The organism is uncultured Aquimarina sp. (genome assembly GCF_947495315.1).
Taxonomy (GTDB): Bacteria; Bacteroidota; Bacteroidia; order Flavobacteriales; family Flavobacteriaceae; genus Aquimarina.
The window spans coordinates 112,419-126,833 of record NZ_CANLYD010000016.1 but is presented as its reverse complement, the minus strand read 5'-3'; the positions used below and the strand labels follow the sequence as shown (position 1 = coordinate 126,833).

Annotated in this window: 15 protein-coding genes; 6 read left to right on the top strand and 9 right to left on the bottom strand. The window is 32.8% G+C overall.

Annotation, left to right across the window (positions count from 1 at the left end):
• Positions 1-18 precede the first annotated feature (18 nt).
• Positions 19-516: a hypothetical protein gene (locus Q0910_RS22975; RefSeq protein WP_299222021.1), complete on the top strand. Its 498-nt coding sequence runs from the start codon at positions 19-21 to the stop codon at positions 514-516.
• Positions 517-709: 193 nt separating this feature from the next.
• Positions 710-2,101, top strand: a complete 1,392-nt coding sequence (lpdA, locus tag Q0910_RS22970; RefSeq protein WP_299222018.1) for a dihydrolipoyl dehydrogenase — start codon at positions 710-712, stop codon at positions 2,099-2,101.
• A gap of 82 nt (positions 2,102-2,183) precedes the next feature.
• Here the strand turns inward: lpdA and Q0910_RS22965 are convergent, their stop codons facing one another.
• From Q0910_RS22965 to Q0910_RS22945, 5 genes are all read right to left on the bottom strand, one after another.
• The gene (locus Q0910_RS22965; RefSeq protein WP_299222016.1) at positions 2,184-4,022 is read right to left on the bottom strand and encodes a hypothetical protein; all 1,839 of its coding nucleotides are present in this window, start codon (positions 4,020-4,022) and stop codon (positions 2,184-2,186) included.
• Positions 4,023-4,026: 4 nt separating this feature from the next.
• Positions 4,027-4,452 carry a hypothetical protein gene (locus tag Q0910_RS22960; protein WP_299222013.1) on the bottom strand — a complete coding sequence of 142 codons (426 nt, stop codon included), beginning with the start codon at positions 4,450-4,452 and terminating at the stop codon, positions 4,027-4,029.
• A gap of 106 nt (positions 4,453-4,558) precedes the next feature.
• Positions 4,559-5,284 carry a diphthine--ammonia ligase gene (locus Q0910_RS22955; protein ID WP_299222011.1) on the bottom strand — a complete coding sequence of 242 codons (726 nt, stop codon included), beginning with the start codon at positions 5,282-5,284 and terminating at the stop codon, positions 4,559-4,561.
• A gap of 5 nt (positions 5,285-5,289) precedes the next feature.
• Positions 5,290-5,703, bottom strand: a complete 414-nt coding sequence (gene aroQ / locus Q0910_RS22950; RefSeq protein ID WP_299222008.1) for a type II 3-dehydroquinate dehydratase — start codon at positions 5,701-5,703, stop codon at positions 5,290-5,292.
• Positions 5,704-6,333, bottom strand: coding sequence for a porin family protein (locus Q0910_RS22945; protein WP_299222006.1), 630 nt, complete (start codon positions 6,331-6,333; stop codon positions 5,704-5,706). It abuts the gene before it with no gap.
• A 285-nt stretch (positions 6,334-6,618) separates the two neighbouring features.
• Here Q0910_RS22945 and Q0910_RS22940 point away from each other — a divergent pair, with 285 nt between their 5' ends.
• Positions 6,619-7,200, top strand: a complete 582-nt coding sequence (locus tag Q0910_RS22940; protein ID WP_299222003.1) for an outer membrane beta-barrel protein — start codon at positions 6,619-6,621, stop codon at positions 7,198-7,200.
• An 80-nt stretch (positions 7,201-7,280) separates the two neighbouring features.
• On the opposite strand, the gene Q0910_RS22935 is transcribed toward Q0910_RS22940, so the two are convergent.
• Together Q0910_RS22935 and Q0910_RS22930 are read right to left on the bottom strand one after the other, a co-directional pair.
• The gene (locus tag Q0910_RS22935) at positions 7,281-7,892 is read right to left on the bottom strand and encodes a porin family protein (protein WP_299222001.1); all 612 of its coding nucleotides are present in this window, start codon (positions 7,890-7,892) and stop codon (positions 7,281-7,283) included.
• A 245-nt stretch (positions 7,893-8,137) separates the two neighbouring features.
• The gene (locus Q0910_RS22930; RefSeq protein ID WP_299221998.1) at positions 8,138-8,749 is read right to left on the bottom strand and encodes a porin family protein; all 612 of its coding nucleotides are present in this window, start codon (positions 8,747-8,749) and stop codon (positions 8,138-8,140) included.
• A gap of 199 nt (positions 8,750-8,948) precedes the next feature.
• On the opposite strand from Q0910_RS22930, the gene xerD reads away from it, so the two are divergent.
• From xerD to Q0910_RS22915, 3 genes are read left to right on the top strand one after another with little or no spacing between them, the layout of a single operon-like run.
• Entirely contained in the window at positions 8,949-9,845 is an 897-nt protein-coding gene (gene xerD / locus Q0910_RS22925; RefSeq protein WP_299221995.1) for a site-specific tyrosine recombinase XerD, read from the top strand.
• 46 nt (positions 9,846-9,891) lie between these two features.
• Entirely contained in the window at positions 9,892-10,803 is a 912-nt protein-coding gene (locus Q0910_RS22920) for a hypothetical protein (protein ID WP_299221993.1), read from the top strand.
• Positions 10,796-11,740 carry a leucine-rich repeat domain-containing protein gene (locus Q0910_RS22915; RefSeq protein ID WP_299221991.1) on the top strand — a complete coding sequence of 315 codons (945 nt, stop codon included), beginning with the start codon at positions 10,796-10,798 and terminating at the stop codon, positions 11,738-11,740. The genes Q0910_RS22920 and Q0910_RS22915 overlap by 8 nt, the downstream gene beginning before the upstream one ends.
• A 59-nt stretch (positions 11,741-11,799) precedes the next feature.
• Here Q0910_RS22915 and Q0910_RS22910 read toward each other — a convergent pair whose 3' ends face one another.
• Together Q0910_RS22910 and Q0910_RS22905 are read right to left on the bottom strand one after the other, a co-directional pair.
• Positions 11,800-12,669, bottom strand: coding sequence for an anti-sigma factor (locus tag Q0910_RS22910; protein ID WP_299221990.1), 870 nt, complete (start codon positions 12,667-12,669; stop codon positions 11,800-11,802).
• A gap of 106 nt (positions 12,670-12,775) precedes the next feature.
• Positions 12,776-14,311: an NAD(P)H-hydrate dehydratase gene (locus Q0910_RS22905; protein WP_299221987.1), complete on the bottom strand. Its 1,536-nt coding sequence runs from the start codon at positions 14,309-14,311 to the stop codon at positions 12,776-12,778.
• Positions 14,312-14,415: the final 104 nt, after the last annotated feature.

Sequence of the window (14,415 nt, the reverse complement as noted above, 5' to 3'; positions counted from 1 at the left end):
AACAAATAATTACACATTATGAAAAAGATTTTCACACTTTTATTTTTATCATCAATACTATTTACAGCTTGTGAAGGAGATCAGGGTCCAGTTGGACCTCAGGGACCTGGTGGGGGACTATTTTTAGCTGAAACCTTTGAAAGAACAGTAGATTTCAATGCCAGTAATGGATTCTCTGCGGAGATAATTCTTGATCCAATTATCGAAAACAGCGATGTAGTTTTGGTCTATCGATTAGAGGAAGTATTTGATGGAAGAGATGTCTGGGAGCCATTACCAACAACTTCAATTTTCTTAAACGATGCAAATGACACCTCTGTTCTTTACAGATTTAATTTCTCTTTTGCTGAAATTCTTTTGCTAATGGAGAGTAATAATCCTGATTTAGTTCCTGCTGATTTAACAAATAATCAAACTTTTAGATTTGTTATTGTACCATCAGAATTTGCAGAAACCACGAATATCAACTTATTAGATTTCGATGAAGTACAATCAGCATTAAATTTAGAATTTTAAGAATCTAATTATTAAATAATACTTGTTTTTACTCTAAAAAAACAATATATACTATAAAAAAAAAACACTATCATAATGATAGTGTTTTTTTATGTCAATAATTAGTGTGAATAATTACGAAAACCGAATGGTTAAAACCTTTTTTGGTTAACCTAATTATCCGTAAATTCGTGTCTTCAAAAAATTCACATTTATGAGCGCATATGATATTATCGTATTAGGAAGTGGACCTGGTGGTTATGTTACTGCTATTAGAGCTTCTCAATTGGGGTTTAAAACTGCTATTATTGAAAAAGAAAGCCTTGGAGGCGTATGTTTAAATTGGGGATGTATACCCACAAAAGCACTATTAAAAAGTGCACAGGTATTTGACTACCTTAAACACGCTTCTGATTATGGCTTAACCGTGGAAAAATTTGACAAAGATTTTGATGCAGTGGTAAAACGTAGTCGTGGCGTTGCAGAAGGAATGAGCAAAGGTGTTCAATTCTTAATGAAAAAAAATAAAATTGATGTAATCGAAGGTTTTGGTAAATTAAAATCCGGTAGTAAAGTAACTGTTACTAATAAGGACGGAAACTCTTCAGATTATGATGCAAAGCATATCATTGTTGCTACAGGAGCAAGATCAAGAGAATTACCAAACTTACCACAAGATGGTAAAAAAGTAATCGGGTATAGAAAAGCCATGACTTTAGATTCTCAACCTAAGAAAATGATTGTAGTAGGTTCTGGAGCAATCGGTGTAGAGTTTGCACATTTTTATAATGCAATGGGAACAGAAGTTACCATAGTAGAATTCCTTCCTAACCTAGTACCACTAGAAGATGAAGAAGTTTCTAAGCAATTTGAAAGAAGTTTCAAAAAAGCTGGAATCAAAGTAATGACCAATTCTTCTGTAGAAAGTGTAGACACCAGTGGTGATGGCGTAAAAGCAACGGTAAAAACTAAAAAAGGAGAAGAAATTCTTGAGGCCGATATTGTATTATCCGCAGTAGGAATCAAAACGAATATAGAAAACATAGGATTAGAAGAATTAGGAATTGCTACAGATAGAGATAAGATTGTGGTAAATGACTGGTATCAAACTAATATTCCTGGTGTTTATGCCATTGGTGATGTTGTATCTGGCCCCGCATTAGCACATGTCGCTTCTGCAGAAGGTATTACTTGTGTAGAAAAAATAGCCGGTATGCATGTAGAAGCAATCGATTATGGTAATATTCCTGGATGTACATATGCTTCCCCAGAAATTGCAAGTGTTGGAATGACAGAAAAACAGGCCAAAGAAGCTGGTTATGAGCTTAAAGTTGGTAAATTTCCATTCTCTGCCTCTGGTAAAGCAAGTGCAGCTGGAACCAAAGATGGTTTTGTTAAAGTAATTTTTGATGCTAAATACGGTGAGTGGTTAGGATGTCATATGATAGGAGCCGGTGTAACCGATATGATCGCAGAAGCTGTCTTAGGTAGAAAATTAGAAACTACTGGTCACGAAGTACTAAAAACAATACATCCTCACCCAACAATGAGTGAGGCCGTGATGGAAGCTGTAGCCGATGCTTATGATGAAGTGATTCATTTATAAAACAGCTAAAATATATTTAAAACAAAAACACCTTACCTGTTAAAAGTTGGTAAGGTGTTTTTATATACAATAATTAGATCTTTTAATTAGAACTCGTTGGAATTGAACCTATATTAAAAGATGGCACTGGTAGTCTCAATCCAAAATACCAATATGGGTCACCTGTAAATACATTAATAGCCGCTCCTGTCTGCACATAATCGTGTAGTATTGATACTACTAAACCGGCACCTAACTCAGGCACATCATCTCCATCAAAATCTGGAGCAGAAATATGAAGCCCAATTCCCCAATCAAATATTCTATTATACGCTACACTTTTTCTTCTTATTTTTTGATCCCACAATCCTTTTAGAATCAAGTTATAATAAGGAGCCATCTGAAATTGTGTTTTCACATTTGTCCTTGCTATAGGATCCGCAAAAATAACACCAACAGTACTTTCTATATGGGGTAAAATTCTAAACATATATACTTCCCTATTTTCCGTATATATTGTTTTTTCTTTAGAAGCTACTTCAAACTTAAATGCAATCCTGTCTCCACTTCGTCGAATACCTGCAGTATATAAATCCAAATCTGCTTGTTTTGGTAAATCTTTTAATGATAATTTAAAAACCTTATCACTAAATTTTAATAGTTCAAAATCTACCGGAGTTCCCTGTAGAAGTTCTTTTATTTTAGAAATGTTAGTTTTTTCTAATGTAGTATCTAACCAAGTTGTCAATTGACTTTTAATGTTTTTTGCAAATTCTTCTAAAGTATCGACATTGTTAATTGTGCTATTGATTAGTTTTTCGATAGCATCGTACAACTTAGTAGCTTGATCAAGTAGTGCTTGTCCATCATTTTTAATAAAATCCACATCACTTTCTATCTGTGCTAACACCTGAATTATAGAAAGCTGAGAGTCTATATTAAAATCCTCATAATATGAAATACGTTGTTTCACATCATTTTTGAAACTCTCAAGATTCTCTTTGAAAGATGCTATCTCTGCAATGATAGGTTTAATTCGATCATCAACTATTTGTTGTGCTTGTTGGTTCAACGAGTCAACAAGTGAGTTAAACTGCCCTGTAAGCACTTCTTCTAATTGCTCTACTTGTATATCAATAGTCTCTTTAAGCACTGACAATCCTTTATCCTTATTTTCTTGCGCCAAGTTACTTGCTTCCTGTAACTGCGTCAATTGTTCTTTCGTTGGAATTACTTTCCATCTATCTACCTCATAAGGTGTTTGGGGTTTTATAGAATCAAAACCTGGAATATGCAAAGGAATATTTTGATTGTTTTTGCTATATAACCATGCTCCAAATTGAACATAAATACCCTGCTTATCAGCAAAATCCTCTACCTCTTTACTCATACGTTCCAATTCTATCCGCGCCCTTTGATAGGTAGGACCAGGTCTAGCGCTCACATTTTTATCATTTGGATCTCCAAATTCTATAAAACTACTTACATCCCAAAGATCAACTACAGAAATCGCTGATTGCTGCATAGCTGCTGCCCATTCTTCATTTTTCTTTGGAATTTTCTTAAACGTGTCATAATCATAGCTTTTTAGTAAACTATCGAATGCTTTCAGAACTTTTTTACGCTCTTTTAAAGCTTTTGTAAGCTTACTAATCTTTTCACCAATACCAGCGGGCAAACCCTGTGTATTAGATGCTACCTTGGATGTAATAGTCCCCAAATCTAAATCTATTTGTAAAACACTATTAATATCTACGATCCGATTATTGATATATGCAGAATCTTTATCCTGATAACGAGCATCTCTATCTTTTTCTAAAATAGAAAACACCGATTTTTGATCTTGACTTTCCACTTGATCCTGACCATAAGCTACAGTAATTGATATGCAATAACAGCAGACAAGTATATAATAAATGTAGATGTTCTTTATAATACTCATATAGTTATGGATTTAAATTTTGGTCATAAGCCATCGCCAACATAATTGATTTTTCTATATAATAAGTTGATCGTTTATCATACTTAGAGGCTAATACCACATTTCCTATATTATTAAAAACGTTGGAAATTGATAAAAGTACATAAGAATCAATAGAATTCCAGTCTATATCGTCTAGTCTTGGACTAACTTTTAATCCTTTTAAAGTATTTAAAATAAAACTAATATTGGGAGCTTGTACTACTTTTATACCGTTATAAAAATGATCATCAGAATTAATAAAAGAAGAAATTTTTTGCACAGCTCCATTGGATTGAGCATTATCACCAATTACTAGTATAAGTGTCACCGGTTCATTTACCAACGCATTATTAAATAAGGTATTAGCTAAGGCAGCATCCGTTTTGGATAAAATAATAGGTTCTATCATAAGAGTATATTTTAGAATAAAGCTTGAGTAGTTAAAAGTATGTAAAAATATATCCTTAAAAAAGGGGGAAAACACCTAATTCAATTTGAAAAACACTGTATAAGAATTAGTTTGGAATCAAATCGCAATACCAAAACGAAGTGTCCCAATGTTGATCATTGTCATCAGTAAAACAATTATCATCATCATCGGAGGGTGCATAACTTCGGAGCACCTTCTCTCCTATTTCAAAATTAATTGACTTTGCGAATATCGGACCATCAAACACAAACGTATGAAATTCTCCATTTTCTCCACAAGGATCAACGTTTTCAGGTAAATCTTCTAAAAATGATGTATCCAAAATCCTACCGCAGAATGATTCATCAAGATATTTCGCATTTACGCATACTGTAATTGCTTTAAATCCTAGATCAATAAATTCTAATAATAATTCTTTAGTATTTCGTTTCCAAAGTGGAAATACGCCTTGTATCCCAATACTTTTTAACTGGTCTTCTCTGTATTGTCTAAGATCTTCTAAAAAGATATCTCCAAACACACAATGCGTATTCCCTTGATCTTTTAAATGTTTCACATTATTTTTCATGGCTTCATTGTATGAAGCCATAGAAACATCCGCAGGAAGTTTAATTTTATGTATCGGAAGGCCTAAACTTTTTACTTGAGCATCTAACAAAGATTCCCGTAGTCCATGCATAGAAACACGCCCATAATCTTTATTAACAGTAGTTAACAGGGTAGAAATCTTAAATTCCTTTTTTTGCATCATATAGTATAATGCCAACGAAGAATCCTTACCACTGCTCCAATTAAAATAAGTTTTATGCATTTTTTCTATAAAAAACTGTGAATCGCTAATACATAACTCTGTAAACCGAAACCAAGAATAACACCCCTGGCATTTGGAGATATATAAGATTGATGTCTAAACTCTTCTCTACCAAATGTATTAGAAATGTGTACCTCGATAACAGGAACAGTAACTGCTTTGATCGCATCACCAATACCAATAGAAGTATGAGTATAGGCTCCCGCGTTTAAAATAACACCATCATAAGTATCATCAGCTTGTTGGATTCTAGTAATCAGTTCACCTTCTATATTGGATTGAAAATATCCCAGCTCTACATCCCTAAATTTCATTTGTAATTCTGAAAAAAAATCTTCAAAAGATTGATTACCATATACACCAGGCTCTCTTTTACCCAAAAGATTAAGGTTTGGTCCGTTTAATATTAAAAGTTTCATTTATTGTTCTCGTAAGATTCTTCGATTATTTTTCGTCTTAAACAAATATCCTATTGATAATTGAGCAACTGAATTCCTATTGGTTACATCAATAATACTTGTATCGTTAATATTGGTTAAACCTAAATTATATCTTAACTGAAAAAATAAACCACTTTCTAGTTTATAACCCGCTCCAAATGCCCAACTAATGTCAAAATTATTAAAAGAATCAAAAAAAGGATCATTATCCTCTACGTCATCATTTCCTACGTTGGTCAATATAGCAAACTGTGGCCCTGTTTCGAGACTAATACGTTCTGTTATATATGTTTTGGTTATAATAGGTAACGAAAAATAGTTTACACTAATTTTCTGCTCCTGACCCCCAATATCTACTTTGTACCCTTGTGCTGAATAGAGTAATTCTCCTTGTATAAAAAATTTACTTGAAATAGGGTATTCTACAACAGCTCCGAGATGTATTCTTATTCTGGCTTCAGTACCATCAGCATCTCCTAAAATATTGCTATAATTAATACCTCCTTTAAATCCTGCTCTTGCATATAACGGATCTTCATCATCAAGTTTCTGAGCATTTACAGAAACAAAACTTAAGATCATCATAAGTATAAAAGTATTTCTTTTCATCCTTTACTATAAGTTTATACCCAAAAGTAGTTTTATTTTTTTATACAATGGTAGTTGTAAACAAAAAACCTATACTTTACAATGATATAAAAATGTTCCGAAGAAAATCTTCATATTACTCCCATCTTAAGTTAGCAAAGCCTTACATTAAAAACACTTTTTATTCATTGACTATTAGTGTGTTGTAAAAATTCCCTAGAATTTAATTTAAATTTCTCCAAAAAGCATAGTAACAAAACATCTATTTCAGTTACTAATGAGTGTAATAATAAATAAACAAACATCATGAAAAAAATTCTTTTAACTGCAGTTGTAGTATTTACAGTTGCCTTTACCAATGCACAAGATGGAGGATTTTCAAAAGGGGATATTTTTATCTCAGGATCTTTTGGGTACAATTCTACTTCTACTGGTGATGCCAAGTCTAACTCATTTGAGATTACTCCCAGAGCGGGTTTCTTTGTATCAGATAATATTGCAGTAGGTGCTAGAATAGGTTACACTACTCAAAAACAAGAAATACCATTTACTGATGATGCGAAATCAAACGTTTTTACGGGTGGTGCATTTGGTAGGTATTATTTTACGCCATCTAGTAAGTTTTCCATTTTTGGTGAACTTGGGGCGAACTATCTTTCTATTAAAACAGAAATAGGAACAATTGATTCAACAACAGATGGGTTTTTAATTGGTGGAGGACCTGGAGTAAGCTACTTCATTAGCGATAACTTTGCTTTAGAAGCTTTCTGGGGAGCACTTTCTTATTCATCAACAAAATCTGATTTCAATGGAGATGAGTCTACTGATTTATTTTCTATCGGAGTGAATCTTGATGATATCAACTTAGGATTGGTTTACAAATTCTAAGATCCTTATCTAATAAGTAAAGAACCCATCATAATTAATTATGATGGGTTTTCTTTTTACAAACAAAATATTACTCACTTTTAAAACTTATATCCTACAGAGAATTGTATCACAGAATTTCTAATGCTAGAATCATTTACCGCTTCATCATCGTCATCAATATTAGTCAAACCTAAATTGTAACGACCTTCGAAAAAGATACCAGCTTCTAATTGATAACCTAAGCCAAAGTTTAGACCTAAGTCTATTGAAGAAACAAAATCTTTAATATCTTCTTCATATTCTCCATCAATCGAATCTTCTCCTTCATCTTTTGCAGATAATAAAATACCTAATTGTGGTCCTGCCTGAATGCTTAACCCCTCTACAACATAAAACTTAGCCATAACAGGAATATTTAAGTAATCTAACTTAACCGTTGATTCATCAGTAAATCCAAATTCACTAAATTCAAATTTAGCTCCTTGAGCGGAATACATTAATTCTGGCTGAAGTGCAAACTTATCAGAGAGTGGTATTTCAACAAGCGCACCAATATGAAAGCTTGTTCTTGTACTAAGTTCATCAGTTTGGTCTCCCGTAATATTTGCCAAGTTCAATCCTGCTTTGGCCCCAAACCGTATTGACTCTTCCTGAGCATTCGTAACTGTAACTACCCCTAAAAAAAGCACTAATAATAACTTCTTTACCATGTTTTGTTTTTTTATTAATAAATTCAATTCATTGATTTAGACTATCCAAAGCCCTATTTAATGCTTCAAAATTAGGAGAAGATTTATTTAAACAGATAAAACTGTTCTCGTTCGATATGATAATGTGGATAAATAGTTCAATTCTAGTGATAAATGAAAAACTACAAACCCTTACTTATATAATTCGACATAAAAAAAGCACCTCACTAGAAGGTGCTTCTCATAAAAAATATAGATTATTTTTCTTAGAACTTATATCCTACTGATAATTGGATAGTTGAGTTTTGCTGAGTAAAATCTTCTGAAGTATTAACATCATTAACATCAGTTAGCCCTAAATTATAACGACCCTCGAAGAAAATACCTGCTTCTAACTGGTAACCAACACCAAAATTTAAACCTAAGTCTACAGAAGAAATGAAGTCTTTAATATCATCCTCATACTCACCACCAATAGAATCTTCTCCTTTATCTTTTGCTGATAACAGAACTCCTAATTGTGGTCCTGCCTGAATGCTCAATCCTTCTACAGGATAAAACTTAGCCATTACAGGAATGTTTAAGTAGTCTAATTTGATTGTCGATTCATCAGTAAATCCTACCTCACTAAATTCATATTTTGCTCCTTGAGCAGAATACATTATTTCTGGTTGCAACGCAAACTTATCTGTAAGAGGAATTTCAACTAAAGCTCCAATATGAAAACTCGTTCTTGTACTAAGTTCATCAGTAAAATCACCTGTAATGTTAGATAAGTTAAGACCTGCTTTAGCACCAAATCTGATTTTTTCTTCTTGGGCAGTAGCACTTACAGTAACTGCTCCGAATAATACTAAAAATAATAGTTTTTTAATCATTGTTTGTTTTTTTTTGTTTTTTCAAATAATTCCGACAAAAGTATCATTTTTATCGACATAACAAACAAAAACTAATAAAATTCATTGTTTTCAACTTTTATCTATATATCTTAATTCATATAATTGATTCATTTTAAAAGGGTTGTAAATTCGCTAAAAATAAATGAAATTGCATTCAATCTTTTAATATATTAGAGAAATGAAATGGAGTCATGCTATAAAGGATTATGAACATTATTTACGAATTGAAAGAGGGCTTTCTGATAATTCTATTATCAATTATAGTTTGGATATCCAAAGGTTACTTAAGTATCTAGAAGAAAATGATATTAAGACCACTCCTATCGCGATAGAAAAAGATATGTTGAAGCAGTTCATTTATGAAACTGCAAAACTAGTCAATGCCAGATCTCAGGCTCGTATAATTTCTGGTTTAAAAAGTTTTTTCAATTATTTGATTTTCGAGGATTATAGAGAAACCAATCCCATGGAACTTATAGAAGCTCCTAAAATTGGCAGGAAGTTACCAGACACACTATCTCTAGAAGAAATAGACAGTATCATTGCGCATGTAGATTTAAGTAAACCTGAAGGAGAAAGAAATAAAGCTATTATAGAAACACTTTATGGATGCGGACTTCGAGTTAGCGAATTAATCGATTTAAAACTTTCTAATCTTTTTTTTGATGAAGGTTTTATTAGTGTAACAGGAAAAGGAGATAAACAACGATTTGTTCCTATTGGAGAGCTAACACAGAAGTATATTAATATTTATAAAAACGAAATAAGAATTCACCTCGATATTAAGAAAGGACATGAAGATACGTTGTTTTTAAATCGCAGAGGAAGACAGCTTACCAGAGCTATGATTTTTACTATTGTAAAAAGACTAGTTGAAAAAGCAGGTATTCATAAAAACATAAGTCCGCATACGTTTAGACATTCTTTTGCTACACATTTATTAGAAAATGGAGCTGATCTAAGAGCCATACAATTGATGTTGGGGCACGAAAGCATTACTACTACAGAAATATATATGCATCTTGACAGAAGTCACCTAACTGAAGTTATTAATACATTTCATCCCAGAAGATAATATGCATATAAACAACTTAAGAAAAAAAATTACTTGTATTGTATTCTTGAGTTGTTCTCTTCTATACTCACAACGATTTAGTGCAGATGGTGGTGTTATGCTAAAAACAGAAATTACTTTAGGTAACCAAAATCAATGTTTAAAAGTAGGTGTTTTTGGTTTTGGCACTCTTAATTATGGAGATATTTCTGTAGAAAGCGGATTATCTTTTGCATCTTATCAATTTCTAAAGCGACATACAGTAAAGACTTATGGATTAGGGTATTCATATGATTTTTTTGCACTAGCGGGACTCGGTAAAAACAGTAATTTACTAGGTTCTTCTATATCAAACATGAATACTTCTATTATATTTAACCCAAAAGGTAAAGGAGGGTTTAACGGGTTAGGCTTTGGGTTTAGTAAAGATTACCTTCCTAAATCACTAAAATCTTATGGATTAAAACGGGGAGCTTTATTAATGCGTTTTAGTAATGCTAATCATAACATTCATCTTGTTTTTCAGAACGATTTTAGCATAGGTTTGTTTAGTGGTTCAGGCACAGATTATGGAGTTACCGGTTCGTTGGATATAGGCTTTACGGAAATTACAAATCCGCAAACGGTGTATAAATTGGGAATAGGAATTGACTTATTTACCGCTAGACCAGATTATAGTCGATCACCAAGAAATTCAATTAACTCAGATGATGGGCGTAAAAACGTATGGTTTACATTACCCCCATTTAAAGAACTTTTTTATGGTAATTTATATGCGTATGGTACCTATCAAGAAAACAATTTTTCTATATATTCTAAATTAGGGATCAATAGTCAAAAAGCCGGAGCTTACATCCAGAATATACTACATGATGGTTTAGGGTTAAATCCTAGATTTCCTTGGCTGGTAGAAACCAAAGATAAAATCTATCTAGAAGTAAGCGGAAGTGCGTTTCTTAAAGCCGTTACAGATGATTAAAAAACAACTATTTTATTTATGTATATCATTACTAGTAAGTAGCTGCTCTACCTATACCACATTTTATAGTACAACTCATCAAGAGATCAACATAGAAAAAATCTCAAAAATTAGTCGTCTGGATCTTAGTAATCAAGACCTTGAAGAATTGCCAATTTCAATTGAAAGTGTAAAGGATCTGAAAATGATCAACTTAAGCAATAATATCAAGCTTAATATAGATAGTACGTTCAGAAAACTAGCAGTTCATAAAAATCTTGAAGTATTAATCTTAGATAGTTTAGATATTAAAGAAGTTCCGGCATCAATAAAGCTATTTCCCAACCTAAAGCAAATTTCCTTAGTACATAATCCTAATCTTAATTTGCAACAAGTAATTACACAAATTTCGGGGTTACCCATTGAGTTTTTGAATCTAAAAAACAATAAGCTCGCCAGTCTTCCTGAAAATATTACCAAATTACAAGATTTAAGAGATCTTAATTTATCATATAATACTATGAATGATCCTCTTAGTTATACTTACTTAGGAAAGCTCCCAAAACTTTACTCTCTGTGGATTGACCATAATGAATTACAAAAATTACCTAATACTATTGGAGAGCTGAGTCAAATTAGGTTTTTATACATTGATCATAATGAATTAAAAGAATTACCGTATCAATTAACCAATATGAAAAAATTGTGGGTCGTACACGCTGGATACAACCAATTTAAGGAGCTCCCCGCCGTTTTCACAACACTAAAATCTTTATTAATGGTGCATATTAATAATAATCAGATTCAACATATACCAAAAGTTTATGAAACCGAAAAATATCCATTAGCCGGTTTACTTTTGGATAATAATCCCCTACTCGATATCGAAATTAAAAAAGCAAAAAAGATCTTTAGTGGATTTTTCTTACTATCTTTTGAACAGAAAGTTTACCAATAAAAAAAACTCTCGAAATTATCGAGAGTTTTTTTTATAAATATTTTATCTTAAAATAAGATCTAATTTGGTCTTGTTGCTCTACCAGAAGGCACTCCAGTATCAGAAATCATTGAAACAGGATTAGCAGGACCTGTAGTTATTCCTGCAGTTCCGCTAAGCGGTTCAATAAAGAAAGGAGCAGGATCTCTATCTTCAAAAGGCTCTACTGTAATAAATACTCTTTTACTCGTTACTGCAGCAGGAAATGTAATACCTGTTAAAGGAATTTGACTAGGAATAATAAGGAAATCTTCACCAGGAAAATTAGGTACCATTCCACCAGAACCTCTAAAGAAATTAGCGTCATCAAGTGCATCCACATCGGAAAACGTACCAGTAGAAACGGTTACATTACCAAAATCAACCCAACCTTCATATTTCCAACCACTTGCCAATGCAGGTAATGTTAATCCTGCAGATGTTCCGTCCATAAACCACACTCCAAACTCATCATTGCCATCTACGTCATCGGTAGGTGTAGCAAGAAAAAATTGCCCTGCCGTATTAGAAAGATCAGCAACTACCGGTGCGAAATTAAGTGTTGCAGAATTAGACCCATTAAAAGCTCCTGTCAATATTTTAGCGTTTGAGGGTACATTATCATTATCACCTACAGGCTCTACAGTAAGAACAAACTCGGTAGCATCTTCTAGGTCTGAAGCCAATACTGTAAGATTTACTATTCCTGAAGGATTTGTAAATCTACTTGTTGGTACTGCTTGTCCATCAACTATTAACCATCCTTGATATGTAGATCCTCCGGTTAAGTTTTCTAACCCTATAGTTTCTATAGCTAAATTAGCAACCGGTGGCCCATCATCACTAGAACAGGAAACTCCTAATAATCCCAAGGCAATTGTTGCAATCGCCATCATTTTTTTTGTCATCATTTTTTGCTTTTTAATTAATGAGATAAAATTATAAAAATCATCAATATCCATAACTATAAAAACCAAACAAAATTGTACGCGAAAACCACTATTTTTTTAGGTACAATCAGGCTTGAGGAGGTATCGCCTCTGGTTTTTTAAACAATTCTATATATGATTTTCCAATATGAGAAATAATATCACTAGCTAATAATCCCTGATAACCAGTTTCTTGGATTGCCAAATCACCCGAGCTACCATGCAGATACACTCCAAAAACGGCTGCGTGTAATGGGTCATATCCTTGAGAAATTAATCCGGTAATGATTCCTGTTAAAACATCACCACTTCCTGCAGTGGCCATTCCAGGGTTTCCAGAAGTATTGACATATATATCATTCTGATAAATAATTAAAGTATTCGCCCCTTTGATTACAACAATACAATCATGCTTTTTAGAAAACTCTTTTACTTTACTAATTTTATCAAAATCATCCTTCCATTCACCAATTAAACGTTTTAGCTCACCCGGATGTGGCGTTAATACTGTTCGTTTAGGTAAGAACTGTAAAAACTCTGATTCTTTTGATAAAATATTAATCGCATCAGCATCAACAACTAACTTTGCTTTATTTTGTTTCAAAAATTCACCAAAGGCGTCTACAGTTTTTTCATGGGTACCAAGCCCAATTCCTATTCCAATAACGGACGGATCAAAATCAAATCTAATTTTGGATATATAATCGTCCTCATTATTAGTGATAACCATAGCTTCAGGAACTGAGGTCTGTAGAATTTCGTATCCGCATTCAGGAATATAGGCTGTTGTTAGACCAGCACCAATACGCAATGCTGATTTTGTAGCTAAAACTACACTGCCAATTTTACCATAACTACCTCCAATAATTAGGCAATGTCCATAATCTCCTTTATGGGCAAATTTATGTCTGGGCCTATATAAGGAGAGTACTTCATTTTTGCCTACTAACTCTGCAAAACCTGGGGTTTCTGCAATAAAATCTCTATCCAACCCAATATCTATAACTTCTAGATCTTGAGAATATTGACCCGTTTCCGGCAAGAAAAATATCAATTTTGGTAATTGAAAAGTAACCGCTGTAGATGCATAAATAACACCTTCAGGATTATCGGGAGCCTTATCTGCGTATAAACCAGATGGTACGTCAATTGATAACGTAAAACATCTGGAGGCATTGATATGCTTAATCAAATTGATTACCCAAGATACTAAAGGCCTGTTTAATCCTATACCAAAAATGGCGTCAATCACCATATCCTGTTGTTTAATATCAGGTAAATCTTCTTCTGATTTTAACTGTATAGGCCATTCTGCACCAATAGCTTTTAAGCGATCATAATTTGCCAAAAAATCTTCAGATCTTTTATCACTAAAATTAACAATGTATGTTTTCACGTGATATCCATGCTCTACCAACAATCGGGAAATTACAAGGCCATCTCCTCCATTGTTTCCGATACCGCAAAATACATGGATTGGAATCGGAGCACCTTGTAATCGTTGATGTAATACATTGAATATTTGAGTAGCAGCTCTTTCCATCAATTCTAAAGAAGTGATCTTTTGAGATTGAATAGTAACTTCGTCTGCTTTTCGCATTTGAGTAGCGGAAAATATCTTCACAAGTTTAATTTTTAGTAATTATTTGATAATACGTTTTCAAAATACAATAACCCTTTTAATTTGTTTTTTTTAAGAATGCTTTAACGAATCAACTCATAAATTAA